At 73.2% G+C, this 23,460-nt stretch carries 24 protein-coding genes; 10 read left to right on the forward strand and 14 right to left on the reverse strand.

Features of this window, described 5'->3' with window-relative positions; translation table 11 throughout:
* Positions 1–50: 50 nt before the first annotated feature.
* Positions 51–374, reverse strand: coding sequence for a hypothetical protein (locus KUM38_RS26910; protein ID WP_217132717.1), 324 nt, complete (start codon positions 372–374; stop codon positions 51–53).
* Between the two features lie 155 nt (positions 375–529).
* Here KUM38_RS26910 and KUM38_RS26915 point away from each other — a divergent pair, with 155 nt between their 5' ends.
* Positions 530–1,417 (forward strand): fructosamine kinase family protein, encoded by an 888-nt coding sequence (locus KUM38_RS26915; RefSeq protein WP_217132719.1) that lies wholly within the window; start codon positions 530–532, stop codon positions 1,415–1,417.
* Here the strand turns inward: KUM38_RS26915 and KUM38_RS26920 are convergent.
* The 3 genes from KUM38_RS26920 to KUM38_RS26930 form a co-directional block, all read right to left on the reverse strand.
* On the reverse strand, positions 1,414–3,072 hold the full coding sequence (locus KUM38_RS26920; protein WP_217132721.1) for a catalase: 1,659 nt from the start codon (positions 3,070–3,072) through the stop codon (positions 1,414–1,416). The two genes, KUM38_RS26915 and KUM38_RS26920, sit on opposite strands and share 4 nt — an antisense overlap.
* A 192-nt stretch (positions 3,073–3,264) precedes the next feature.
* Positions 3,265–3,501 (reverse strand): hypothetical protein, encoded by a 237-nt coding sequence (locus tag KUM38_RS26925; protein ID WP_030869562.1) that lies wholly within the window; start codon positions 3,499–3,501, stop codon positions 3,265–3,267.
* 271 nt (positions 3,502–3,772) lie between these two features.
* Positions 3,773–5,263, reverse strand: a complete 1,491-nt coding sequence (locus KUM38_RS26930; RefSeq protein WP_217132723.1) for a helix-turn-helix domain-containing protein — start codon at positions 5,261–5,263, stop codon at positions 3,773–3,775.
* Between the two features lie 145 nt (positions 5,264–5,408).
* On the opposite strand from KUM38_RS26930, the gene KUM38_RS26935 reads away from it, so the two are divergent.
* Positions 5,409–6,029 carry an L-threonylcarbamoyladenylate synthase gene (locus KUM38_RS26935; RefSeq protein ID WP_217132725.1) on the forward strand — a complete coding sequence of 207 codons (621 nt, stop codon included), beginning with the start codon at positions 5,409–5,411 and terminating at the stop codon, positions 6,027–6,029.
* 82 nt (positions 6,030–6,111) lie between these two features.
* Here KUM38_RS26935 and KUM38_RS26940 read toward each other — a convergent pair whose 3' ends face one another.
* Entirely contained in the window at positions 6,112–7,077 is a 966-nt protein-coding gene (locus KUM38_RS26940) for a TauD/TfdA family dioxygenase (protein WP_217132728.1), read from the reverse strand.
* Between the two features lie 113 nt (positions 7,078–7,190).
* Here KUM38_RS26940 and KUM38_RS26945 point away from each other — a divergent pair, with 113 nt between their 5' ends.
* The gene (locus tag KUM38_RS26945) at positions 7,191–8,021 is read left to right on the forward strand and encodes an aldo/keto reductase (protein WP_217132730.1); all 831 of its coding nucleotides are present in this window, start codon (positions 7,191–7,193) and stop codon (positions 8,019–8,021) included.
* A 41-nt stretch (positions 8,022–8,062) separates the two neighbouring features.
* Here the strand turns inward: KUM38_RS26945 and KUM38_RS26950 are convergent, their stop codons facing one another.
* The 4 genes from KUM38_RS26950 to KUM38_RS26965 all read right to left on the reverse strand — a co-directional run bounded on the left by KUM38_RS26950 (position 8,063) and on the right by KUM38_RS26965 (position 12,119).
* Positions 8,063–10,393, reverse strand: coding sequence for a SpoIIE family protein phosphatase (locus tag KUM38_RS26950; RefSeq protein ID WP_217132731.1), 2,331 nt, complete (start codon positions 10,391–10,393; stop codon positions 8,063–8,065).
* A gap of 58 nt (positions 10,394–10,451) precedes the next feature.
* A complete protein-coding gene (locus KUM38_RS26955; RefSeq protein ID WP_308409053.1) occupies positions 10,452–10,919 on the reverse strand; it encodes a peroxiredoxin in 468 nt (155 codons plus the stop codon).
* On the reverse strand, positions 10,916–11,296 hold the full coding sequence (locus KUM38_RS26960) for a DoxX family protein (protein WP_217132733.1): 381 nt from the start codon (positions 11,294–11,296) through the stop codon (positions 10,916–10,918). Before KUM38_RS26960 ends, KUM38_RS26955 begins: the two co-directional genes overlap by 4 nt.
* 76 nt (positions 11,297–11,372) lie before the next feature.
* Complete coding sequence (locus KUM38_RS26965; RefSeq protein ID WP_217132735.1) at positions 11,373–12,119, reverse strand: helix-turn-helix transcriptional regulator; 747 nt, start codon at positions 12,117–12,119, stop codon at positions 11,373–11,375.
* Between the two features lie 102 nt (positions 12,120–12,221).
* On the opposite strand from KUM38_RS26965, the gene KUM38_RS26970 reads away from it, so the two are divergent.
* Positions 12,222–13,367, forward strand: coding sequence for an MFS transporter (locus tag KUM38_RS26970; RefSeq protein ID WP_217132829.1), 1,146 nt, complete (start codon positions 12,222–12,224; stop codon positions 13,365–13,367).
* A 42-nt stretch (positions 13,368–13,409) separates the two neighbouring features.
* Here the strand turns inward: KUM38_RS26970 and KUM38_RS26975 are convergent, their stop codons facing one another.
* Positions 13,410–13,904, reverse strand: a complete 495-nt coding sequence (locus tag KUM38_RS26975) for a MarR family winged helix-turn-helix transcriptional regulator (RefSeq protein ID WP_217132737.1) — start codon at positions 13,902–13,904, stop codon at positions 13,410–13,412.
* A 296-nt stretch (positions 13,905–14,200) separates the two neighbouring features.
* Here KUM38_RS26975 and KUM38_RS26980 point away from each other — a divergent pair, with 296 nt between their 5' ends.
* Entirely contained in the window at positions 14,201–14,977 is a 777-nt protein-coding gene (locus KUM38_RS26980; RefSeq protein ID WP_217132739.1) for an NPP1 family protein, read from the forward strand.
* 79 nt (positions 14,978–15,056) lie between these two features.
* Positions 15,057–15,992, forward strand: a complete 936-nt coding sequence (hemC, locus tag KUM38_RS26985; RefSeq protein WP_217132742.1) for a hydroxymethylbilane synthase — start codon at positions 15,057–15,059, stop codon at positions 15,990–15,992.
* A gap of 8 nt (positions 15,993–16,000) precedes the next feature.
* Here the strand turns inward: hemC and KUM38_RS26990 are convergent, their stop codons facing one another.
* Positions 16,001–16,522 carry a hypothetical protein gene (locus KUM38_RS26990; protein WP_217132744.1) on the reverse strand — a complete coding sequence of 174 codons (522 nt, stop codon included), beginning with the start codon at positions 16,520–16,522 and terminating at the stop codon, positions 16,001–16,003.
* A 498-nt stretch (positions 16,523–17,020) separates the two neighbouring features.
* On the opposite strand from KUM38_RS26990, the gene KUM38_RS26995 reads away from it, so the two are divergent.
* Positions 17,021–17,812, forward strand: a complete 792-nt coding sequence (locus tag KUM38_RS26995; RefSeq protein WP_217132746.1) for an RNA polymerase sigma factor SigF — start codon at positions 17,021–17,023, stop codon at positions 17,810–17,812.
* Between the two features lie 45 nt (positions 17,813–17,857).
* On the opposite strand, the gene KUM38_RS27000 is transcribed toward KUM38_RS26995, so the two are convergent.
* Complete coding sequence (locus KUM38_RS27000; protein ID WP_374227083.1) at positions 17,858–18,223, reverse strand: ANTAR domain-containing protein; 366 nt, start codon at positions 18,221–18,223, stop codon at positions 17,858–17,860.
* Between the two features lie 204 nt (positions 18,224–18,427).
* On the opposite strand from KUM38_RS27000, the gene KUM38_RS27005 reads away from it, so the two are divergent.
* Entirely contained in the window at positions 18,428–19,231 is an 804-nt protein-coding gene (locus tag KUM38_RS27005) for a VOC family protein (protein ID WP_217132748.1), read from the forward strand.
* Positions 19,232–19,252: 21 nt separating this feature from the next.
* Here KUM38_RS27005 and glgX read toward each other — a convergent pair whose 3' ends face one another.
* Both glgX and KUM38_RS27015 read right to left on the reverse strand, forming a co-directional pair.
* Positions 19,253–21,397 carry a glycogen debranching protein GlgX gene (gene glgX / locus KUM38_RS27010; protein WP_217132749.1) on the reverse strand — a complete coding sequence of 715 codons (2,145 nt, stop codon included), beginning with the start codon at positions 21,395–21,397 and terminating at the stop codon, positions 19,253–19,255.
* On the reverse strand, positions 21,394–21,906 hold the full coding sequence (locus KUM38_RS27015; RefSeq protein ID WP_217132750.1) for a pep a2: 513 nt from the start codon (positions 21,904–21,906) through the stop codon (positions 21,394–21,396). Before KUM38_RS27015 ends, glgX begins: the two co-directional genes overlap by 4 nt.
* Before the next feature lie 353 nt (positions 21,907–22,259).
* Between KUM38_RS27015 and KUM38_RS27020 the strand changes: the two genes are divergently transcribed.
* Together KUM38_RS27020 and KUM38_RS27025 are read left to right on the forward strand one after the other, a co-directional pair.
* On the forward strand, positions 22,260–22,562 hold the full coding sequence (locus KUM38_RS27020; protein ID WP_217132751.1) for a DUF5133 domain-containing protein: 303 nt from the start codon (positions 22,260–22,262) through the stop codon (positions 22,560–22,562).
* 74 nt (positions 22,563–22,636) lie between these two features.
* Positions 22,637–23,460, forward strand: an 824-nt coding sequence (locus KUM38_RS27025; RefSeq protein ID WP_217132752.1) for a maltotransferase domain-containing protein, incomplete at its 3' end; no start/stop codon positions are given.

The following is a 23,460-nucleotide window of genomic DNA, read 5'->3' on the forward strand; positions in this document are numbered from 1 at the left end:
GGTGGAGGTGCGCCGGGTTCCCCGCCGGGCGGGGACCATTCGGCGCGCCCTCACCAGAAGCGGGTGGTGAGCGCGGGCCGGTGGACGGCCTGGACGGCGTCGCGCAGGCACAGGGCGACGCCGATGGTGGTGCGCAGGACCGAGGGCCGTACGGTCTGGGCGGTCTCCGTGGCCAGGACCAGCAGGCAGCCCGCCGCCTGCTCCACCACGGACACCGGGAGGGTGTAGTCGCTGTCGGCGGCCGCGCGGAACGCCTTCAGCGGGATTCCGGCGCCGTCGACGGTCCGCCGGGCGGCCTGCTCCAGATGCTGTGCGGCCTGCTCGCACAGCGCGGCGGGCAGGGTGAGGGTGCGCTGGAACGATGAACTCGTCATGCTCCGAGTGCTCCCCCGGCGCGGTTTCCTTCGATCGGCGGGGGCCGGGATTTCACCGTCCCGCGTGACCGGCCGACGGCGAACGCGGGCGTGCGGGGAGTTCGTATCCTGGGCACGACCGCTCGCCCGCGCACCCGTACGTGAGGAGTCCGCCCATGAGCTTCCCTCCCGGTCCGGCCGCCCGGGACGGTGACGGGCCCGGGGCCGTGGCGGCCCGGTTCACCGGGCGGGCGGTGACCGGTGTGCGTACGCTGTCCGGCTCACTCGCCGAGGCCGTCCTCGACGACGGCCGGGTGGTGGTCGTCAAGAGCGCCGACGGGGCGGGGGCCGTGCGCGCCGAGGCGGCGGGGCTGCGCTGGCTGGCCGGGACCGGGACGGTGCGGGTACCGGCGGTGCACGGTCACGACGCGCACCGGCTGGTCGTCGACCGGGTGGCGCAGGGGCCGCCCGGCCGGGAGGCGGCGCTGCGGTTCGGCCGGGAGCTGGCCGCGCTGCACGCCGCCGGCGCGCCGGCCTTCGGGGCGCCGCCGCCCGGCGGCCCGGTGGAGGCGTTCATCGGGCTCGCCCCGATGCGCAACGTCACCGGGGACGACTGGCCCGGCTGGTACGCCGGGCACCGGGTGCTGCCGTATCTGCGCCGGGCGGTCGACGACGGCACCGTCACCACCGGTGAGGCGGGCGTCGTCGAGCGGGTCTGTGAGCGGCTGCCGGAGCTCTCCGGGCCCGCCGAACCGCCCGCGCGGCTGCACGGCGACCTGTGGAACGGCAATGTGCTCTGGGGCGCCGACGGACACGTCCGGCTGATCGACCCGGCCGCCCACGGCGGGCACCGGGAGACCGACCTGGCGATGCTCGCCCTCTTCGGCTGCCCCCATCTGGACGCGGTGCTGGACGGCTACCGGGAGGTGGCGCCGCTCGCCGGCGGGTGGCGGACGCGCGTCGGCGTGCACCAGCTGTTCCCGCTGCTGGTGCACGCCGTGCTGTTCGGGCGCGGTTACGCCGAGCAGGCGCTCGCGGTGGCGCGGTCGGCGGACCGTCTCTAGCGGGTCACCACGTGCCGTTCGTCGGGGACGCAGTGGGTCATGGTGAGTCCCTGCACGTCGCGGGGCGGGTTGTCGCCGAGGCTGGCCAGCCGCTTGCGGTCCTCCTCGGTGAGGTCCTGGCTCGCCAGGGGCTCCAGGTGGGCGACGTCCTCCGGCATGATCCCGAGGCCCTCGCCGACCCTGCGGCCGAGGTCGTTCTCGACCAGCAGGAAGTGCCACACCATGCGCTCCTGGACCGGCCGGTCGCACTGGGAGATCAGATCGACGAAGTTCATCACCAGGTCGTCGCGCTCCCAGTCCTCCATCAGCAGGTACCGCTGGCCCGCCTGCAGGTAGTCGTTGGTGCGTTCGATGCGCGCGCGGGTGAGCCGGCCGCGGATCTCCGGGCCCTGCTCGTCGTGCGTCGGGTACTGGCCCTCGCGCAGACCGCCGGTGATCGACGGCTCGTAGTTCACGCTCGGGTTCTCGCCCGCGCTGTCCTGGCGGTACGTCATCTGCCCGTCGCGCTGGTTGGTGCGCACGTCCGCGTGCTTGGCCTGGTTGACCGGCAGCTGGAGGTAGTTCGGGCCGACCCGGTGGCGCTGGGTGTCGCTGTAGGAGAAGGTCCGGCCGACGAGCATCTTGTCGTCGGAGAAGTCCAGTCCGTCGACGAGGACGCCGGTGCCGAAGGAGATCTGCTCGTTCTCGGCGAAGAAGTTCTCCGGCATCCGGTTCAGCACCATGCGGCCCACCGGCTTGGGCGGGAAGTCCTGCTCGGGCCAGGTCTTGGTGTCGTCCAGCGGGTCGAAGTCCAGCTCGGGGTGGTCGTGGTCGTCCATCATCTGGACGAGCAGTTCCCACTCGGGGTACTCGCCGCGCTCCACCGCCTCGTACAGGTCCTTGGTGGCGTGGCCGAGTCCGTCCGCCTGGACGTTCGCCGCGTCCTCGGCGGTCATGCTGCGCACGCCCTGCTTGGGCATCCAGTGGTACTTGACCAGCTTGGTGTCGCCCTCGGTGTTGACCCATTTGTAGGTGTTCACGCCGAAGCCCTGCATGTGGCGGTAGTCCGCCGGGATGCCGCGCGGGCTGAACAGGTTGACCAGCATGTGCATCGACTCGGGCGTCTGCGACATGAAGTCGAAGATGCGGCGCGGCTGCTGCTCGAAGGTGACCGGGTCGGGCTTGAGGGCGTGAATGACGTCCGGGAACTTGATCGCGTCCCGGATGAAGAAGACGCCCAGGTTGTTGCCGACGAGGTCCCAGTTGCCGTCCTCGGTGTAGAACTTCACCGCGAAGCCGCGGGGGTCGCGGGCGGCCTCGGAGGAGTCGCGTCCGCCGATGACGGTGGAGAAGCGGACGGCCAGGTCGGTGCGCTTGCCCTGCTCCTGGAAGAGCTTGGCGCGGGTGTAGCGGGAGACGGGCTCGTCGCCCCACTTCCCGTACGCCTCGAAGTATCCGTACGCGGTGACGCCGCGGGCGTGCACCACGCGTTCGGGGATGCGCTCCCGGTCGAAGTGGCTGATCTTCTCCAGGAACTGGTAGTTCTCCAGCGTGGCCGGGCCGCGGGAGCCGACGGTGCGCTGGTTCTGGTTGTCGTAGACCGGATGGCCCTGCCGGTTGGTGAGTACCTTGCGGTCGTCGCCCGGAGCGGGGCCCCGGCTCGAAACGTCCGTCATGATCGTGGGCTCCTTGAGCTGCTCGACCCCCCGCGGTGGCGCGTACGAGGGTCATGCTGCCGCGCATCACCGCGGTCGGCGACTCGGGGAGCCGCCGGTTGCGTCAGGCCGTGCGCGGGAGGCGGCCCGCGACGGCACGGGCCCGGCCGCCGCGGTCGTGCGCGGCGGCCGGGCCCTCGCGAAGCGGCGTGCTCAGCCGCCGTTCAGGCGGGCGCGCAGCAGCCCCTTGCCGAGTTCCGCGCCCTTGCGGCTGTCCGCCTGGGCCTTGCGGAACAGATCGGCGACCTCGGTGTCCTTGGCGCGCTCGGCGTCCTGGATGTAGCTCTCCAGGCGCAGTGCGTTGCTCAGGCACGCCTCGACGTACCAGATCAGGTTGTAGTCCTTGTCCTGCGTGCCGGTGACGCCGCCGGTCTCCGTCTCGCTGGTCATCCGGGCCTCCTCGTCGCGGTGCTCGTTACGGGCCCGCCCGCTCCGGCGCACGGTGCCGGGGCGCGGGCCTCCACAGCGGCGGTCGGGTACCCGTCCCCGCCGAAGGCACACGGCGACAAAAAGGGCCGGGGCGCGACCGGTCCCCCGTTCCGGTCGTGCCCCCGCCGTGTGCCGAAACTATGCGCTGCGGAGCGGTGCTGTGTAGCGCACCGATGCCCGCTGTGGCCGCCGGAGGGCTCATCCGTGCACAACTGAGTCCGAAAGGCCCGGTTCACCCGTCCGTGAGCACCGGCTGTTCCAGGTCACCCACCGCCAGATGGGCCAGCACGACCTCGTACAGGTCGGCCCCGGTGGCCAGCAACTGGCGTTCCAGGACCGGTTCGGCGCTGCGCACGTGCTCACGCACGGTCTGGGCGTGCACGCCCAGGCTCTGCGCGGCCCGCTCGGCGTTGCCCCCGGCGGCGATCCAGGTGCACAGGGTGCGGCGCACGTTCCGGGTGTCCCCCTCCAGCCTCCCCAGCAGCTCCCGCGCCCAGCCGCCGAGGGCGGGGCCGGCCAGCAGGCCGGCGAGGCCCGGGGAGGGCGCCGCGGGGTCGCCGCCCGCCTGCCCGTCCAGGAGGTTGATCTGGGTGTGGAGCGCCAGGTGCACCACGGCGCGGACGGTGACGTCGTCGAAGTCCACGCCGAGCATGGTCTCGACGCGCTCCATGCGGGCCCGCACGGTGTTGCGGCTGACGCCGAGGATCTTGGCGGTGTTGACGGCGGTGAACTCCAGGCCGAGGCGGGTGGTGGCGAGGAGTTCGGCGCGGGTGTGGTGCGGCAGCGCGTCGAGCGGGCGCAGCACCCGGGCCGCCCAGCCGCGCAGCGCGGCGGGGTCCATCAGCCGCTCCGGGTGGGTGCGTTCGGCGTACACGGCCGTCTTGTCGGCGCGGAAGCGCGCCACCGCCAGGGCGCTGACGGCCTGCCCGTACGCGGTGGCGGTACGGGCGAGGCTCTGCCACACGCTGCCGCCGAGGAAGGTGTCCGGGTGCCGTGCGACCAGCGACCGCAGCTCGCCGGCGGTGGCCTCGCGGGGGCTGACGACGATCACGTGCCCGTCCATCGCCGGGCAGCGCACGACCAGCGCCTCCTCCCGCGTGGTGTCCAGGCACTCCGCGGCGAGCCGGTCGCGCAGGGCGGGCGCGGACTCGACGACGTAGACGCAGGCCGTGTCGGCGTCGAGCAGGCCGGGCCAGAGTCCGGCGGCGACCCGGCGGGCGGCGACGGTGTCCTCGACCATGAGCAGCTGCAGGATCGCGAGGCGCAGATCGGCGGTGGCCCGCCGCAGCCGGTGTCCGGCGGCGGTGGTCTCGTGGGCGGTCAGCAGGAGTTCGATCACCTGGGCGGTGTGCGTGACGACGTCGGAGGCGTGCCGGTCGAAGGGGGCCTCGCGGGAGACGGCCAGCACGCAGGTCCCCGAGGGGTGTCCGATCTTCACCAGGCGCACATGGCGCCCCTCCCCCTCCCAGGCGGCGGAGGCGATCCGGCCGGAGCCGATGCCGGCGACGAGGGAGTCGTCCAGCGGCAGCCGGGCCCCGGCGAGCAGTGTGCCGGCGGCGTCCTGGAGGGACACCTCCGCGTGCGCGGTGGCGGCCAGCCAGTCGACGACCCGGCCGACGTCACGCCCGGCCGGACGCAGATGCTCGAGCAGTTCCCGCGCCCACACCGGATGCTCCCCGGCCGCCGCCGGCGTCCGCCGGATTCCGTCCCTACGGCCTGCCACCTCGGCCTTCCCCTCATTCACCCGTCTTCGCCCAGGTCAGGGACGTTACCTCACCCGTGCGCGCGGCTCATCCCGGCGCGTCGGCGCACCGTGCCTCCGGGACGGCGTGCGCGGTCCTCGCGTGCGGGCGGCATAAGCTCGGTGAATGGCGAAGTACTTCGACGTGCACCCCGACAACCCCCAGCCGCGCACCATCGCGCAGGTCGCCGAGAGCATCCGCTCCGACGCCCTGGTCGCGTACCCCACGGACTCCTGCTACGCACTCGGCTGCCGTCTGGGCAGCCGGGCCGGCATCGACCGGATCCGCACGATCCGCAAGCTGGACGACCGGCACCACTTCACCCTGATGTGCCGGGACTTCGCGCAGCTCGGCCAGTTCGTACGGATCGACAACGACGTGTTCCGCGCGGTGAAGGCGTCGACCCCGGGCAGCTACACGTTCATCCTGCCCGCGACGAAGGAGGTGCCGCGGATGCTGCTGCACCCCAAGAAGAAGACGGTCGGCGTGCGCATCCCGGACCACGTCGTCACCCAGGCCCTGCTGGCCGAACTCGGTGAGCCCCTGCTGTCCAGCACCCTGCTGCTGCCCGGCGAGGACGAGCCGATGACCCAGGGCTGGGAGATCAAGGACCTGCTCGACCACCAGGTGGACGCGGTGCTCGACTCCGGCGACTGCGGCACCGAGCCGACCACGGTGATCGACTTCTCGGGCGGCGAGGCGGAGATCGTACGACGAGGCGCGGGCGACGTCTCGCGGTTCGAGTGAGTTCGAGCGAGTTCGAGTGAGGGTGGCGGGCGGACCGGCCACCCGGTCCTGGTGCCGAGGTCCTCATGCCGGCGCGGGACCGCTACCAGCGGCCCGGCGCGGTACCGGTGACCGGCCGCGAGGGCCGTCCGTCCACGCCGACCGGGACGTCACCGGCGAGCATCACCCGGTGCATGATCCGCGGATGGTCGAGGTGGGCCGTGTCGCCCGGGGCCAGATGGATGGTGGCCCGGTTGTCCCAGAACGCCACGCTGCCCGGCTCCCAGCGGAACCGCACGGTGTACTCGGGCCGGGTCGCCTGCTCCAGCAGCATCTCCAGGACGGCCGCGCTCTCGGGGCGGGACAGACCGGTGATCTGCTCGACGTAGTAGCCGTTGACGAACAGCAACCGCTCCCCGGTCTCCGGGTGGACGCGCACCAGGGGGTGCTCCGAGGCGGTCTGACGGTCCAGCAGGTGGCGCAGGTAGGCGTCGTCGCCGGGGCGGGGCTGGTAGCCGACCCCCAGCCGGTGCTCGGCGCGCAGCCGGTCGGCGAACTCCCGCACCGGGGCGGAGAGTCCGGCGTACGCCGCGGCCAGGTTCGACCAGGTGGTGTCGCCGCCGTAGGGCGGGACGGTCTCGGCGCGCAGGATCGTCGCGGCCGGCGGGTCGACGCGGGCGCCGTGGTCGCAGTGCCAGCCGCGCAGCAGGGTGTGACGGCGGCGCCGCAGCCACTCGTCGTGCTCCATGCCGAAGCGTCCGCCGAGCTCCAGCCGGTCGGCGGTGGTCTCGATCTCGGGGAAGTCCGCCGGCGAGGCCCTGCCGCGCCGGGGCAGCACGACCGGTTCGCCGAACCGGCGGGCCAGCGCCACGTGTCCGGCGTGGTCGAGGCGCTGTCCGCGGAAGAACACCACCTTCCAGCGGAGCACCGCCGCCCTGATGGCGGCGGTCACGGCGTCGTCGAGATCGCCGGCGAGGTCGACGCCGGTGATCTCGGCCCCGATGTGCCCGGCCGCCGGACGCACCTCCACCGCCGTGCCCTCCCCCGTGCCGTCCCTGCGCGTCGTCATGCGTCCCCCATTCCGTCGGTCGTCACCACCGGTCTCCCTACCCGTCCGGTTGATCATTGACCCCCTCGTCCCCGACGCTGGGAGGACGACACTGTCAACGGGAAGGCACCCTGGTGAGCAGCATCCCGAGTCACACCCTCAACGACGGCACCACGATCCCCGCCCTGGGCCTGGGCACCTGGCCGATGGACGACGCCGAGGCGGAGCGGGCGGTGGCCGAGGCCCTGCAGATGGGCTACCGCCTCGTCGACACGGCGGCCAACTACCGCAACGAGACCGGTGTCGGGCGTGCCGTGGCCCGGGCCGGCGTCCCGCGCGAGGAGATCGTCGTGACGACGAAGCTCCCGGGCCGGCACCACGGCTACGAGGAGACCCTCGCCTCCTTCGAGGAGTCCCGCGCCCGGCTCGGCCTGGAGTACGTCGACCTCTACCTGATCCACTGGCCGCTCCCCCGCGTCGACAGGTACGTCGACTCCTGGAAGGCCATGATCAGGCTGCGGGAGGACGGCCTGGTCCGGTCGATCGGCGTCTCCAACTTCACGCCCGCCCACATCGAGCGGCTGGAGAAGGAGACCGGGGTGCTGCCCTCGGTCAACCAGATCGAGCTGCATCCCTTCTTCCCGCAGGAGGAACTGCGCGCGTACCACGCCGACAAGGGCGTGCTGGTCGAGAGCTGGAGCCCGCTCGGCCGCGGCTCGACGCTCCTGGACGACCTGGCCGTGGCCGCCGTCGCCGAGGCGCACGGGGTCACCCCGGCCCAGGCGGTGCTGCGCTGGCACGTCCAGCTGGGCGTGCTCCCCGTCCCCAAGTCGTCCGATCCGGGGCGGCAGCGCGCGAACCTCGACGTCTTCGGCTTCGAACTGGACGCCGCCCAGATGCGGACGATCGCCGACCGCGCCCACCGGCGGATCGGCGGGGACCCGGAGGTGCACGAGGAGTTCTGACCCGGTGCCGGGGCCGGGCCCGACGGGGACCGGGCGGCGGATCAGGGCTGCGGCAGCGGCTGTTCCGCCCAGATCGTCTTGCCGCCGTCCGTCTGGCGGCTGCCCCAGCGCTGGGTGAGCTGGGCCACCAGCAGCAGTCCGCGGCCGCCCTCGTCGTAGACGTGGGCGCGGCGCAGATGCGGTGAGGTGGAGCTGGCGTCGGCGACCTCGCAGATGAGGGTGCGGTCGCGGATCAGCCGCAGCTGGATGGGCGGCGCGCCGTACCGGATGGCGTTGGTGACCAGTTCGCTGACGACGAGTTCGGTGATGAAGGCGATCTCGTCCAGTCCCCACACAGTGAGCATGTCGGTGGTCCACTGCCGGGCGGCGGCCACCTCCTCGGGGTCCGGCGGCACGTTCCTGGTGGCGACCCGGTCGGCGCCCAGGGCCCGGGTGCGGGCCAGGAGCAGCGCCACGTCGTCGCCGGGCTCCTTCGGCAGTACGTCCTTCAGCACGCCGTCGCACAGGGACTCCAGCGAGTCGGCGGGCACCGACAGGGCACGGCGCAGCTCGTCGGTGGCACGGTCGATGTCGCGGTCGCGGTCCTCGATCAGGCCGTCGGTGTAGAGGGCGACGACGGAGCCCTCGGGCAGCTGGAGCTCCGTCGCCTCGAACGGCAGCCCTCCCACACCCAGCGGCGGGCCCGCGTTCACGGAGATGAGCCGGCAGGTGCCGTCGGGCAGGACGAGGGCGGGCGGGGGATGCCCGGCGGCGGCCACGCTGAGGAAGCGCGAGACCGGGTCGTAGACCGCGTACAGGCAGGTGGCGCCGAGTTCGCCGACGTCGTCGCGGTCGTCGGAGGCGAGATGGGTGACCAGGTCGTCGAGGTGGGTGAGGAGTTCGTCGGGCGGGAGGTCCACGTCGGCGAGGGTGCGTACGGCCGTGCACAGCCGGCCCATGGTGGCCGTGGAGGGGATGCCGTGGCCGACGACGTCGCCCACGACCAGGGCGACCCGGCTGCCGGCCAGCGGGATCACGTCGAACCAGTCGCCGCCGATGCCGGCCGCCGACCCGGAGGGCAGATAGCGGTGGGCGACCTCGACGGCGGCCTGGCCGGGCAGCTCCCTGGGCAGCAGGCTGCGCTGGAGCGTCAGCGCGGTGGTGCGTTCGCGGGCGAAGCGGCGGGCGTTGTCGACACAGACGGCGGCGCGGCTGGCGAGTTCCTCGGCGAGCGCGGCGTCGTCGTCGGCGTACCCCTCGGGGTGGACGTTGCGGAGGGCGACCGCGACGCCGAGGGTGGTGCCGCGGGCGCGCAGCGGCACGGCCAGCAGCGAGTGGACGCCGGCGACGCACTCGGGGGCGCCGCGCTCGGCCATCCACCGGTCGAAGTCCGGCTCGCCGGCGCGGGCGAGCACCGCCCTGCACTCGCGCAGCGCCCGCGCGGGCGGGGAGGAGGGCGGGTAGACGTCCGTCTGGCCGAGGCGCACGGCCGCCTCGGGGGCGCCCTCGGCGGCGGAACCGTGCGCCACCCGGCGCAGTACGACCCCGGTGTCCGGCCGGACCGGGGGTTCGTCGGCGTGGAGGACCCAGTCGAAGAGGTCGACGGCGGCGTAGTCGGCGAGCGTCGGCACGAGGAGTTCCACGAGCTCCTCGGCGGTGCGTACGACGTCCAGGGTGGTGCCGATGGCGGTGGCGGCCTCGTTCAGCAGCGCCAGCCGGTGTCGGGCGTAGTACTGCTCGGTGCTGTCCAGGCCCGCCATCGCGGTGCCGACCACCTCGCCGGTGAGGTCGCGCACCGGCCACATCTCGATGTTCCAGGCATGGCCCCGGGAGCTGGAGGGCGCCCGGCCGAAGCTCTCGTGGTGCAGGGGCTCGCCGGTCTCGGCGACCCGGCGCAGCTGCCGGTCGACGCCGCGGGCTTGTTCGCTCCGCCCCACGGTGTCGAGGTAGGTCCGTCCGAGCAGGCTCTCCTCGGGCCCGCCCAGTACCTCGCAGGCGGCGTCGTTGAGCCGTACGAAGCGCTGCTCGGCGTCGAGGACGGACACCGCCAGGGACGCCTGCTGGAATGCCCGACCCGCCAGCGACCTCTCGGCCGGTCCGGCGGACTCGGCCGGCTCTGCGGTGATCACGTACCCGCTCGGTGCCTCCCCCGCGCCGGAGACGGGGCAGACCGTCAGCCGGAGCGGTACGAGACGGCCATCGCGGTGCCGCACCGCAACGGTTCCGGAGGGCACGGGCGGGGTGCCGGGCGGCGCGTCCCCGGCGAGCAGTTCCCGCACGCCGCGGCCCACGGCCTCGTCGGTGGGGAACCCGGTCAGCCTCCGGGCGCCCTCGCTCCACCCCGTCACGGTGCCGCGGGCATCGACGACCACCGCGGCGGAGGCATCTTCCATTGGTCCAGCATCGGCCCATCGCCATCCGCTCTCAACCGCGGCCGGGTGCCCCGGCGGGCTAGGGGGTGCGATCGCGGAGCGCGGCGAGCGCCCGGTCCGCGTGGGTGTTCATCCGCAGTTCGCTGCGCACGACCTCCAGGACGGTGCGGTCCCGGCCGATGACGAAGGTGGCCCGTTTCGTCGGCGCCAGGGCGATCCCCCGCTTCACGCCGAACCGCTCACGGACCGTGCCGTCGGCGTCGGACAGCAGGGGCATGCCGAGGGAGTGCCGTCCGGCGAACTCCGCCTGCCGTTCGACGGCGTCCGAGCTGATGCCCACCGGCCGCGCGCCCACCGCGGCGAACTCGGCGGCGAGGTCGCGGAAGCGGCAGGCCTGCGCGGTGCAGCCGGGGCTCAGCGCGGCCGGGTAGAAGAACAGCACCACCGGCCCCTCGGCGAGCAGCTCCGAGAGCCGGCGGACGGTGCCGGTCTCGTCCGGGAGCGCGAAGTCCGGAGCCGTGTCGCCCTTCTCCACCCGCCCGCTCACGACCGGCCCTCCGCGCCCTTGGCGACGCCGCGCGCCCACAGCACCAGCGGCACCTGCAGGGGCAGCCGGCCGAGGGCCGCGGCCTTCTGCGGGGCGGGGCGGTGCCGCCAGTCGACGGCCATCTTCACGTTGGCGGGGAACACGCCGACGAAGAAGGCCGCCGCGGCCAGTGCGGCGGCCTTGCGGGTGCGGGGCAGCGCCAGCCCGGCGGCCAGCGCGAGTTCGACGGCGCCGCTGGCGTAGGTCCAGGTCCGGGGCGAGCCGGGCAGGGAGCGCGGCACGGTGTGGTCGAACCACCGGGGGGCGGCGAAGTGGGCGGTGCCCGCGGCGGCCAGCAGGCCGGCGAGCAGCAGGGGCGAGCGTTCGGACCGGGACACGGTTCCTCCTCTGATGACCTGCCGCGCGATATTACCCGACGGTAAGTAGTGGCGGGGCGGACGGGTTCCGGACCCGTCAGGACCGCCGCCGGTGCACGCCCGGCGTGTAGCCCAGGGAGCGGCGGAAGACGTCGATGAACGCGCTGGCGGAGGCCCAGCCGCAGCGGTGCGCGACGGTCGTCACCGGCAGTCCGTCGGCCAGCATCCGCAGGGCGTGGTAGAGCCGCGACTGGGTGCGCCACTGCGGGAACGTCATGCCGAACTCGTGGCGGAAGAGCCTGCTGAGGGTGCGTTCGCCGACACCGGCCGCCGCACCGAGGTCGGCCAGGGTGCGCCCGTCGGCCGGGTCGGCGTGGACGAGCGCGCACACCGCGGCCAGCCGCGGGTCGGCGGGCGCGGGCAGCTTCAGGGGCTGCTGGGGCGAGACACGCAGCTGGTCCCGCAGCACGGTGAGCAGGCGACCGCGTTCGGGGCTGTCGTCGGCGGGGTCGCGGGTGTACGCGAGGATCAGCTCGCGCAGCAGCGGGCCGACGGCGAGCACGGCCGGGGAGTCCAGGGCCGGCGGGTTGTCGTCGGCGGGCAGCCCGACCAGGTACAGCTCCAGCCTGCCGTGCGCCCGGTGGGCGTGCACGGTCCCGGCGGGCACCCAGATGGCGCGGGTGCCGGGCGCGAACCAGGTGCCGGCGTCGGTGGTCACCTCGACGACGCCGGAGCCCGCGTAGACGATCTGGTGGTCGTCGTGCCGGTGGGCGTCGATCCGCTCCCCCGCGGACAGGTGCCGTGCGCGGGTGGGGGCGGTCGGATCGTGGCGGATGTACGACACAAGTCGGCAGATTAACGGAAGCGGGACGGGCGGACGCCCGCGGAGGATCGCGGGGTGACCGCAGATCTCCTCTCCGTGGGCCGCCGTCGCCCCATCGCGCTGATGTCCGTCGCACACGCCTGTGTGGACGTGTACCAGGGAGCCGTGGCCGCCCTGGTGCCGTACTTCGTCGCCGAGCGCGCCTACTCGTACGCCGCCGCCTCGGGGGTCGTCCTGGCCGCCTCCCTGCTGTCGTCGCTGGTGCAGCCGCTGTTCGGGGCGCTCACCGACCGGTGGGCGATGCCGTGGCTGCTGCCGGTGAGCGCGCTGGCCGCCGGGACCGGTGTCGCCCTCAGCGGGGTCACCGGTTCCTACGCGCTGACGCTGGCGGTGGTCGCCGTGTCGGGAGCGGGTGTCGCCGCCTACCACCCGGAGGCCGCGCGTGCGGCGCGCGCGGCGGCCGCCGGCAGCCATACGGCGATGGGCCGCTTCTCCCTGGGCGGCAACGTGGGTTTCGCCCTGGCGCCGCTGCTGGTCGCCGCCGTGGCCGCGACGGGCGGGCTGCGCGCCTCTCCCCTGCTGGTGGTCCCGGCCCTGGTGGGCGCGGCGCTGTGCGCGGCGGTCGTACGGTCGGCGGGGCCCGGCGCGGGCGGCGCGGGTGCCCCGGTCCCGGCCGGGCGGGACGACTGGCCGTCCTTCCTGCGCCTGTCCGGCGCCGTGGCCTGCCGGTCGGTCGTCTTCGTCGGGCTGAGCGCGTTCGTCTCGCTGTACGTCCGTGAGCGCACCGGGGGCGGCGAGGCGGCCGGCACGGCCGCGCTGTGCGTGCTCTACGCCGGCGGGGCGGCGGGCACGGTGGCCGGGGGCCGGCTCGCCGAGCGGTACGGCAGGCTGACGGTGGTGCGCCGTTCGTACGCGCTGACCGTGCTCGCGGTCGCCGGAGTGGCGCTGGTGCCGGGGCCCGCGGTGTACGGGTGCGTGGCGCTGGCGTCGGCGGGCCTGTACGTGCCCTTCTCCCTGCACCTCACCCTCGGCCAGGACTACCTTCCCCGGCGGATCGGCACGGCGAGCGGGGTCACCCTGGGTCTGGCGGTGAGTGTCGGCGGCCTGTCGGCACCCGTCCTCGGCGCCTTGGCCGACACGACCTCCCTCCGCACGGCCCTGCTCCCCCTGATCGCCCTGCCCCTGCTGGGCCGTCTGCTGCTGTGGGGACTGCGTGAGCCCGCCCCGGCCCCGGCCCCGCCGAGGACGCGCGAGCCGGACGCACGATGAGCGCCGGACGAAACCGGCCCCGAGCGCCCGGAACGCCTGCCGTCAGGTACCGCGGGCGGGTTCCGGCTCCTCGGCGGCGTGGGCGAGGAAGTCGTCCACCATGCGGTGGAAGAGGGCGGCGAGCTGTCGCAGGTCGTCGGGCGACCAGTCGGCCAGGGCCACCTGCATGCCCCGGACCCCCGCCTCCCGGATCCGGGCGATGGCCTCCCGGCCGGCCTCGGTGAGCTCGATGCGCTGGGCTCGGCGGTCGTCGGGGTCCGGGACGCGGGTGACATGGCCGGTCTTCTGCAGCTGCTGCACCGTGCGCGTGACGTGCGAGGCCTCCACTCCCAGCCGGGCGGCCAGCTCCCCCGGCCGCATCGGCTCGGTGTCCGCCATCTGCCGCAGCAGCGCGACGGCGGCCCGGTCCAGCGGCACACCCGCCAGGGCCATCAGCCGCTCGTGCTGACGTGCGCGCGTGCTCAGATAGGTGAGGCGGTGGAGCGCGCGCTCGATCTCGGCCACTTCCTCGGGGGCGGGGACGTCGGGTGTGGACATGCACCGCACTTTACCATCTCATTGCGTAACTCAATCAATCGCCCACACCCCCGGCCGCCGGGGCGACACCGCGGCAACCGTCCCGGCCGCGCCCGGGACCGCACCTCGCGCCCGAGGAGGCGGCGGCCGGCATTCCGGGCGACCCGGCCCGATCCGGAACCCGGCGCGGCGAGTGTTGGGCCGCGCTTCACCAGCGGTACGCCTGCACCCTCTTGGCATGTATACGTCCAGCCGGAATGCTGAACTCCCCATTCCCCCACAGCCGTTGGCTGCGCCCGGACCATGAGGAGGACGCAGTGCCGTCGAGCACGTTCCGAACGCACCGCAGGAGATGGCTGACCGGCCTGGCCGGCGCGGCCGCGCTCGTCATCGCCTTCCCCGCCACCGCCTTCGCCGCACCCCCGCCCGCCCTGCCGGCCAACGCGGACGCCCTGGAGCGGACGTACCAGCCCGCCTACGACTACGACACCGACGGCTGCTACCCGACGGCGGCGATCGGCCCGGACGGCTCCGTCAACACCGGCCTCAACCCGACCGGCGCCCTCAACGGCAACTGCCGTGACGCCTCGGACCTGGACAACACCAACGGCTACTCCCGCGCCAAGTGCAACAACGGCTGGTGCGCCGTCGTCTACGGCCTGTACTTCGAGAAGGACCAGGCCCTGCCGGGCACCAGCCTCGGGGGCCACCGCCACGACTGGGAGCACGTCGTGGTGTGGGTGCAGAACGACACCGTCCAGTACGTCTCGACGTCCAACCACGGTTCGTTCACGGTCCACGCACGGTCGGCGGTCCGCTTCGACGGCACGCATCCGAAGATCGTGTACCACAAGGACGGCATCGGCACCCACTGCTTCCGCCTCGCCGGCTCGGGCGACGAGCCGCCGGAGAACCACAGGGGCAGCTGGCAGTACCCGGCGCTGGTCGGCTGGAACGGCTACCCGGCGGGACTGCGTGACAAGCTCAGCTCGTACGACTTCGGCAGCGCCCACTTCGGGCTGAAGGACGGCAGCTTCGCCTCCCACCTCGCCGCGGCCAAGCCCTCCGGCATCCCGTTCGACCCGAACGCCTGAACGCACACGGCTCGTTGACGCCGGGGCGCCGTTCGGCGTCCCGGCCCGGGCGGGCCCTTCGAAGGTCTATCGTGTCGGCATGTCCGCCCCCGAACTGATCCGCATCGTCTCCCGCGACTCGCCCATGGCGCTCGCCCAGGTGGAGCGCGTCCGGGCCGAGCTGGCCGCCGCCCGTCCCGGTGTGCGCACCGAGGTCGTACCGGTGAAGACGACCGGGGACAAGTGGCTCGGCGATCTGTCGAAGGTGGAGGGCAAGGGCGCGTTCACCAAGGAGGTGGACGCCGCGCTGCTCGCCGGTGAGGCGGACGTCGCCGTGCACTGCGTCAAGGACGTGCCCGCCGACCGGCCGCTCCCGGCGGGCACGGTGTTCGCCGCGTTCCTGGAGCGGGACGACATCCGCGACGCCCTCGTGCACCCGGACGGCCTCACCCTGGACGAACTCGCGCCCGGCACCCGGATCGGCACCTCCTCGGTGCGCCGGGTCGCCCAACTGGCCGCCACCCATCCGCACCTGACGTGCGTACCGCTGCGCGGCAACGCCAACCGGCGGCTGGAGAAGCTCGCGGCCGGGGAGGCGGACGCCCTGCTGCTGGCGGTCTCCGGCCTGGAACGGATCGGCCGCACCGACGTGATCAGCGAGGTGCTCTCCCCCGAGGCCATGATGCCGCCCATCGGCGCGGGCATCCTCGCACTGCAGTGCCGTGAGGGCGACACCGGCCTGATCGACGCGGTCGGCGCCCTCGGCCACCCGGACACCCATCGCGAGGCCGCCGCCGAACGCATGTTCCTGCACGTGCTGCAGGGGCACTGCAACAGCCCGATCGCCGGCTACGCACGGGTGGACCGCGGCGGCGAACTGTCCCTGCGGGCGTGTGTCTTCACCCCGGACGGCAAGACCCGGCTGAACGCGCACGAGTGGGCGGGACGGCTCGACCCGGCCACGCTCGGCACCTCGGTCGCCGTGGCGCTGCTGCGTCAGGGCGCCCGCGAGATCATCGACGGCATCCCGCACTGACGCGGCGCTCAGGCGGTGCCTTCCTCCGCCTGTTCCTGCAGGAAGACGCTCACCTGCTGGGCGAGGCTGTCCCGGCACGCGCCCGCGGGCGCCCCCGCGGACCCCTCGTGCACGCCGATGCCGCCCGCCCACAGCCGGCGCCCGGCCCACTCCTCGTCGACGCGCAGCTGGACCTGGACGTCGACCTGGCTCAGGGCCGCCTCGGGACCGGCGGCGTAGAGGACGGCGGTGGCGCGGCGCAGCGGGTAGACGTCGAAGCCCTCGATGAATTGCGAGTTGCGCCAGTCGATGAACGCGCTCTCACCGTCTGGACCGGTCCGTACGTCGATCTGGCCGTCCTCGACGTGAATGCAGAAAGGCCGGTCGCCGCGATTCTCGACGGTCACGCGGACACTGAAGTACGTCAGCCCCTCGGCGGCGTCGTCCCGTCCCTTCGGCGGTTCGCCGGATTCCAGACGGTGGACGCGGACCCGCAGACCGGCATGCTCGTCGTACTCCTGCCAGTCCCCGACCACGTTCGGCTCGTACACAGTGCACCTCTCGACTTCTGTCCGATGCTTCCTATCTGCGGCCTCGGCGCACTGTCAAATGAGCGGAATGCGCTGTGGTCAGGCAGTTCGCCCGAGCTGATCGGCGATCAAGCGCTGCGCTGGAGGAATCCCCCGGCCGGCCGGCCGACGGCCGGCGAGGGCGTGCCGCACATCACGTCCGGCGCCGTGATCACCGGCGCGCCGTCCGGGCGGTCCGCGACGGTGGGGACGGACCGCCCCGGAGCCATCCGCCCCGCCGCGGGGAATTTCACGCCATGAATTCACTTGATTTCCCACCGTGCACCCTCCGGCAATTTCCCCCACCGAATTCCGGGAAAAGTTTTGGAATGACGGACCACGGGGAAGGGGACTCTCAGTGCTTCGGACAGGAGGCACGTCCGTGGGAACCGCTTCGCCGGCCGCGGGCCTGTCGTGGTCCGAGCCGCCTCTTCCCACGGGTTCTGTCCATTCGGCACCCCGCTCAGGGAGGTGCGCGTGATGCGTACCGTCAGTCCCAGGAAGCAGCACTCCCACGACGACGCCCCCGACACGGCAGGGGACTTCGCGCGCCTGGCCCGGCTGCCCGAAGGACCCGAACGCAGGATGCTGCGTGACGCGCTGGTCACGGCCTGGCTGCCCATGGCCGAGCGCATCGCCGTCCGTTTCCGGGGCCGCGGTGAGGCCCTGGAGGATCTGTACCAGGTGGCGGCCCTCGGTCTGGTCAAGGCCGTGGACCACTACGACCCGGCGCGCGGCAACGCCTTCGAGGCGTACGCCGTGCCGACCGTCACCGGCGAGATCAAGCGCCACTTCCGCGACCACATGTGGACGCTGCACGTGCCGCGCCGGGTCCAGGACCTGCGCAACCGTGTGCGGCACGCGGCGAAGGAGCTGGCGCAGACCACTCCGGGCCACTCTCCCACGGTCGCCGAGATCGCCGCGCACACCCGGCTGACCGAGAGCGAGGTGCGCACCGGGATGGAGGCCCTGGAGTGCTTCTCCGCCCTGTCGCTGGAGGCGGAGATGCCGGGCACCGACGGTTACGCCCTGGGCGACGCGATCGGCGGCCCCGACCCGGCCTACGACACCGTCGTCGACCGGGTGGCGGTACGCCCCTGTCTGGAGGCGCTGCCGGAGCGTGAGCGGATCATCCTCTACCTGCGGTTCTTCCGGGGAATGACGCAGAGCGGCATCGCCGAACAGCTCGGCATCTCGCAGATGCACGTCTCCCGGCTGCTCAACAGCTGTTTCACCCAGCTGCGCGAGGAACTGCTCACCGAGACCGGCTGAGCCGGGCGGGCTCCGCGGGGCGCGTCAGTCCTCCGGCGGGGCGCGTCAGTCCTCCGGCGGCGCGCCCGGGATCTGGGTGGGGCCGAGCCGGTCCAGGACCTCCTCCAGCACCGTCCGCACCTCCGCCGGCAGGAGCCCGGTGCGCCCCCAGACGAGGATCAGGTCGGCCACGTTGCGCAGCTTGATGTTCGTGCGCTGGGAGACCTCCTTCAGCACGGTCCAGCCCTGGTCGGGCGAGACCCGCCCGAGCGCGACGACCATGCCGATCGCCTGGTCCACCACCGCGTGCGAGACGACCGCGTCCTTCAGCTGCTGTACCTCTTCCTCCAGCTGGAGGATGCGGTCCGCGCCCCCGTCCGTGGGCATGGTCACCTCCGGGTCCGGTGTGCCGCTCTCGTGGTGCCTTCGCATAGTGCTTGAGTGCCTTCACCCAGTGTCCGATCCATCCATCGTCGCCACTGGGGCCGCCCTGCGCCACTGGGGTGGCCCGGGGCGGTGGGGCCTTCCGTTTCGGTGCCGCCGCCGGGGTACTCGGCAGGCGCCCGGAGGGGTACCCGGCGGACACTGGTGCCCTCCGGGTGGCTGCCAGGCCGACGAGATCAGGACGCGACTGCCATGAACCACGACATGCCCTCCCCCGCCGGCGCGACGGACGTCTTCTCGACGCACTCCGTGTTCGGGGCGCCCTGTTGGGTGAGCCTGACCAGCCGTGACATAAAGACGACCGAGGAGTTCTACGGGGCGGTGCTGGGCTGGAAGTGGCGTCCGGTGCGCCTCGGCGACCGGTTCCGCATCGCCCTGTCCGAGGGCCGGCCGGTGGCCGGGATCGCCGGGGTCGCCGGCATGTGGCAGATGGCGGTGGCGTGGACGCCGTACTTCGCGGTGCGCAGCGCCGACGAGGCCGCGGCGCGGGTGCAGGAGCGCGGCGGCACCGCGGCGGTCGGCCCGATCTCCCTGCCGCCCGGGCGCGCGGCGCTGCTGGCCGACCGGGACGGGGCGACGTTCGGGGTCTGGGAGGGCGAGCTGTTCAGCGACTGGCCCACCTGGCGCCGTGCCCAGCTCGCGTTCGTCCGGCTGCACACCCGTGACGCCTTCGACGCCGCGATCTTCTACGGCGGGGTCTTCGACTGGGCGTCCGACAAGCCGGGCTGTGTCGAGGTGGAGTACGAGGGCGAGGAAGTGGTGCTGCGCAGCGGCGGGGACGTGGTGGCGCGGATCGAGTCGGGGGCGGCGGAGTCGGCTCCCGACCCGGCGATCCGGCCGCACTGGCAGGTGCACTTCGCGGTGCGGGACGTGGCCGCCTGCGCCCGCGCCGCCGAGCGGCACGGCGGCAGCGTGCTGTCCCTGGGCGCCGACGAGGCCGTGCTCCGCGACAACGAGGGTGCCCAGTTCACGGTGACGTCACGCCGCGAGCGCTGACACCGGGTGCGGTCCCGCCGGTCAGCGTGCCGTGCGGGACGGACGGGACAGCAGGACCAGGCCCCGGGGGCCCACGGTGAGGGTGGTGGCCGCCTTGTGCTCCGCCTCGTCGGGGACGCCCTCCGGGTCGACGGTGTCGATCAGGGCCGTCCAGCGTTCGCCGTAGGAGGCGTCCGGCAGCCGGAAGCGGACGGGCTCCCAGTGGCTGTTGAGCAGCAGCAGGAAGGAGTCGTCGACCAGGCGCCGGCCGCGCGGGCCGGGTTCGGCGATGGCGTCGCCGTTGAGGAACACGCCGACCGAGTGGGCGTCGGAGCGCCGCCAGTCGTCGCCGGTCATCTCCCGCGCGTCGGGCAGCAGCCACACCAGGTCGGGCAGCGGCTGGTCGGCGTGGCGCACGGTCTCGCCCCGGAAGAAACGGCGGCGGCGCAGTACGGGGTGGGCGAGGCGCAGCGCGATCAGCCTCCGGGTGAAGTCCAGCAGGTCGCGCTGTTCGCCGGTGAGCCGCCAGTCGATCCAGCTGGTCTCGTTGTCCTGGCAGTAGGCGTTGTTGTTGCCGCGCTGGGTGCGGCCCAGTTCGTCGCCGTGGGAGAGCATCGGGATGCCCTGGGACAGCAGCAGGGTGGCGAGGAAGTTGCGCTGCTGGCGGGCGCGCAGTTCGAGCACGGCCGGGTCGCGGGTGGCGCCCTCGGCGCCGCAGTTCCAGGACCGGTTGACGCTCTCGCCGTCCCGGTTGCCCTCGCCGTTGGCCTCGTTGTGCTTGTCGTTGTACGAGACGAGGTCGCGCAGGGTGAAGCCGTCGTGCGCGGTGACGAAGTTGACGCTGGCGCGGGGGCGGCGCCTGTGGTGCGCGTACAGGTCGGAGGAGCCGGTCAGCCGGGAGGCGAACTCGCCGAGGGTGTGTTCCTCCCCGCGCCAGAAGTCCCGTACGGCGTCCCGGTACAGGCCGTTCCACTCCGACCACAGCGGGGGGAAGTTGCCCACCTGGTAACCGCCCTCGCCCACGTCCCAGGGTTCGGCGATCAGCTTGACGCGGCTGATCACGGGGTCCTGCTGGATGAGGTCGAAGAACGCGGACAGCCGGTCGACCTCGTGGAACTGCCGGGCCAGGGTGGCCGCGAGGTCGAAGCGGAAGCCGTCGACGTGCATCTCGGTGACCCAGTACCTGAGCGAGTCCATGATCAGCTGGAGGACGTAGGGGTGGCGCATCAGCAGGCTGTTGCCGGTGCCGGTGGTGTCGTAGTAGTGGCGCCAGTCGCCGTCCACCAGGCGGTAGTACGAGGAGTTGTCGATGCCCCGGAAGGAGAGGGTGGGGCCCTTCTCGTTGCCCTCGGCGGTGTGGTTGTAGACGACGTCGAGGATCACCTCCAGGCCGGCCGCGTGCAGGGTCTTCACCATCTCCTTGAACTCGGTGACCTGTTGACCGCGGGTGCCGCGGGCGGCGTAGGCGTTGTGCGGGGCGAAGAAGCCGATGGTGTTGTAGCCCCAGTAGTTGGCCAGGCCACGGCCCTGCAGCACGCCGTCCTGGACGAACTGGTGGACCGGCATCAGCTCCACGGCGGTGACGCCCAGCGAGGTGAGGTGCCCGACCACCGCGGGGTGCGCCAGTCCGGCGTAGGTGCCCCGGAGTTCGGCGGGGACGTCGGGGTGGGTGCGGGTGAGGCCCTTGACGTGGGCCTCGTAGATCACGGTGTCGGAGTAGGGGCGGCCGGGCCGGGTGTCGTCGCCCCAGTCGAAGGCCGGGTCGGTCACCACGCCGAGCATGGTGTGTCCGGCGCTGTCGGAGGGGTCGGGGCCGTGCGGGGCACGCTCGTACAGCGAGGGGTGGTTGTCGATCTGGCCGTCCACCGCGGTGGCGTAGGGGTCGAGGAGGAGCTTCGCCGGGTTGCAGCGGTCGCCGGCCGCCGGGGCCCAGGGCCCGTGCACCCGGTAGCCGTAGCGCTGTCCGGGGCCGACACCGGGGAGGTAGCCGTGCCAGACGAAGCCGTCGACCTCGGTGAGCCGGGTGGTGGTGTGCCGGCCGTCGTCGTCGACCAGGACCAGGTCGACGCGTTCGGCGACCTCGCTGAAGAGCGCGAAGTTGGTGCCCTCGCCGTCGTAGGACGCACCCAGCGGGTAGGGGCGCCCGCTCCAGGCGGGCGCCCCTTTCCGGTTCTGTCGCCGGGTCACCGGACCTCCTCCAGGAGGCCGCCCGGCGTTCGCACCCGGCCGGTGAGCGTGACGACGCTCACCTCGCGGGGCAGGTCCAGCCCCTCGCTCTCGCGCGGGTCGGGCGCGGTCGGCACGAGGGGGACGCGTTCGCCGGCGCGGGCGCGCTGTGAGAACCAGATGACCTTGCTGCCGTTCTCGGTGGCGCAGCAGCCCCAGCCGTCGCTGCTCGCCGCGATGTGCTCGAGGCAGCCGCGCAGTTCCTGGTCGGGGCGCAGGGCGCGGTCGTTGTCCCCGATGGCCGTGATGAGGTGCTGGCCGTTCCACCACATCTCGATCGACGTGTTCTTGTCGGTGGCGTGCTCGTCGATGGCCCGCAGCAGCATCTCGGCGCCGCCGCAGACGGGCTCCATCAGGTTTTCCAGGTCCCAGAACCGGAGGTGAGCGGCCAGTATGCGGCTGACCTGTCCCACCCTCTCGGGGCTGACTTCCACGTCGAGGTGGTAGTAGCAGGGCACTGCGGTCTTCATGGTCGTTGGCTCCTCACGCGAAGCTCTCGTCCCTCCTCGCCCCCGCGGGGCGAGCCCCCGGACACGGAACGTGAGCGGGTATCGCTTCTGAGTCACCTTCAGGGTGAGGGGGTTGGGCCGTTCGTGCAACACGAGCGCACGGCTGTGACGCGGGGGGCGACATGCGAGCGGGAGAGGGCCGCGACACACCGCCCGGGTGGTTGAAAAGCCAACAAGACGTTGCGTCATCACCCGTGCACCATGTGTGAAGACCTCGATCGCCGTTACGGGTCCGTGCATCCGCGCGCACGGCCGCCGCCCCGACCGCCGGGACAACGCGCCTCGAATCGAGCCCCGGAAAGGTGCACGGCGCCATGCTGCTACCCGCCAAAGCCGAAGTCGCCCGGCAGCTGCGCCGGTACCGGGCCTGGGAACGCGTGATGCTGGCGGCCCCGACCGATCACACGGTACGGGCCACCTTCGAGGACGCCGGCTACACCCTCTGCGTGCTGATGGGCAAGCGCTGCGCCCGGGAGGCGGCGGACGCCGCCGAACGGTACCTGCGCACCACCGTCGTCACCTATCTGCAGGAACAGAACGAAACGCCCCGTCCGGCGGCCGCGGTCCGACGGGGTCCGCCGGCCGTCGAGCGGCGCTCCACGGCGGGAAGGCAATGACCTTCCCGCCGCTGTTTGGTCCCACGCCCGGGCGCCCGCCCGGGCGTCGAGCACGGCGGAGGTGCACAGACCCCATGAAGACGACCCGGACCATCGGCCGCATCCCGGTACGGGACGTCCGGCCGGCCGTCGACTGCGGCAGGCGGCCGGCCAAGGCCGTCGTGGGCGAGGCGTTCGACGTCACGGCCACACTCTTCCGGGAGGGCCACGACGCGGTCGCCGCCAATGTGGTGCTGAAGGACCCGGAGGGACGTCCGGGGCCGTTCACACCGATGCGGGAGCTCGCGCCCGGCAGCGACCGGTGGGGCGCGGAGGTCGTCGCGGACGGCCCGGGCCGGTGGACCTACCGCGTCGAGGCCTGGGGCGATCCCGTGGCCACCTGGCGCAGGACCGCCGGCGTCAAGGTTCCGGCGGGCATCGACACCGGCCTGGTCCTGGAGGAGGGCGCCGATCTCCACGAGCGCGCGGCCGCCGGGATCCCGCGGGAGGACGGACAGGCCGTGGTTCTCGCCGCGGCCGAGATGCTGCGGGACGACTCCCTGCCCTGTGCCACCCGGCTGGCGGCGGCGTTGACGCCGGAGGTGGACGCGGTGCTGGCCCGGCACCCGCTGCGGGAGCTGGTCACCAGCAGCGACCCGCTGCCGCTGCTGGTGGAACGCGAACGGGCCCTGTACGGCTCCTGGTACGAGTTCTTCCCCCGCTCCGAGGGCACCCCCGCCCGCCCGCACGGCACCTTCGACACCGCCGCCCGCCGCCTCCCGGCGATCGCCGCGATGGGCTTCAACGTCGTCTACCTCCCCCCGATCCACCCGATCGGCACCACCCACCGCAAGGGCCCCAACAACACGCTGAACGCCGGCCCCGACGACGTCGGCGTGCCCTGGGCGATCGGCTCCCC

Origin of the sequence: Streptomyces sp. AC558_RSS880, from assembly GCF_019049255.1 — a bacterium.
Taxonomy (GTDB): domain Bacteria; phylum Actinomycetota; class Actinomycetes; order Streptomycetales; family Streptomycetaceae; genus Streptomyces.

Excerpts from the sequence above, each read along its gene's own strand:
- KUM38_RS26910 (WP_217132717.1), bottom strand. The coding sequence starts at position 374 with ATGACGAGTTCATCGTTCCAGCGCACCCTCACCCTGCCCGCCGCGCTG.
- KUM38_RS26915 (WP_217132719.1), top strand. The coding sequence starts at position 530 with ATGAGCTTCCCTCCCGGTCCGGCCGCCCGGGACGGTGACGGGCCCGGG.
- KUM38_RS26920 (WP_217132721.1), bottom strand. The coding sequence starts at position 3,072 with ATGACGGACGTTTCGAGCCGGGGCCCCGCTCCGGGCGACGACCGCAAG.
- KUM38_RS26925 (WP_030869562.1), bottom strand. The coding sequence starts at position 3,501 with ATGACCAGCGAGACGGAGACCGGCGGCGTCACCGGCACGCAGGACAAG.
- KUM38_RS26935 (WP_217132725.1), top strand. The coding sequence starts at position 5,409 with ATGGCGAAGTACTTCGACGTGCACCCCGACAACCCCCAGCCGCGCACC.
- KUM38_RS26940 (WP_217132728.1), bottom strand. The coding sequence starts at position 7,077 with ATGACGACGCGCAGGGACGGCACGGGGGAGGGCACGGCGGTGGAGGTG.
- KUM38_RS26950 (WP_217132731.1), bottom strand. The coding sequence starts at position 10,393 with ATGGAAGATGCCTCCGCCGCGGTGGTCGTCGATGCCCGCGGCACCGTG.
- KUM38_RS26970 (WP_217132829.1), top strand. The coding sequence starts at position 12,222 with ATGTCCGTCGCACACGCCTGTGTGGACGTGTACCAGGGAGCCGTGGCC.
- KUM38_RS26975 (WP_217132737.1), bottom strand. The coding sequence starts at position 13,904 with ATGTCCACACCCGACGTCCCCGCCCCCGAGGAAGTGGCCGAGATCGAG.
- hemC (WP_217132742.1), top strand. The coding sequence starts at position 15,057 with ATGTCCGCCCCCGAACTGATCCGCATCGTCTCCCGCGACTCGCCCATG.
- KUM38_RS26995 (WP_217132746.1), top strand. The coding sequence starts at position 17,021 with ATGCGTACCGTCAGTCCCAGGAAGCAGCACTCCCACGACGACGCCCCC.
- KUM38_RS27000 (WP_374227083.1), bottom strand. The coding sequence starts at position 18,223 with ATGCGAAGGCACCACGAGAGCGGCACACCGGACCCGGAGGTGACCATG.
- KUM38_RS27005 (WP_217132748.1), top strand. The coding sequence starts at position 18,428 with ATGAACCACGACATGCCCTCCCCCGCCGGCGCGACGGACGTCTTCTCG.
- KUM38_RS27015 (WP_217132750.1), bottom strand. The coding sequence starts at position 21,906 with ATGAAGACCGCAGTGCCCTGCTACTACCACCTCGACGTGGAAGTCAGC.
- KUM38_RS27020 (WP_217132751.1), top strand. The coding sequence starts at position 22,260 with ATGCTGCTACCCGCCAAAGCCGAAGTCGCCCGGCAGCTGCGCCGGTAC.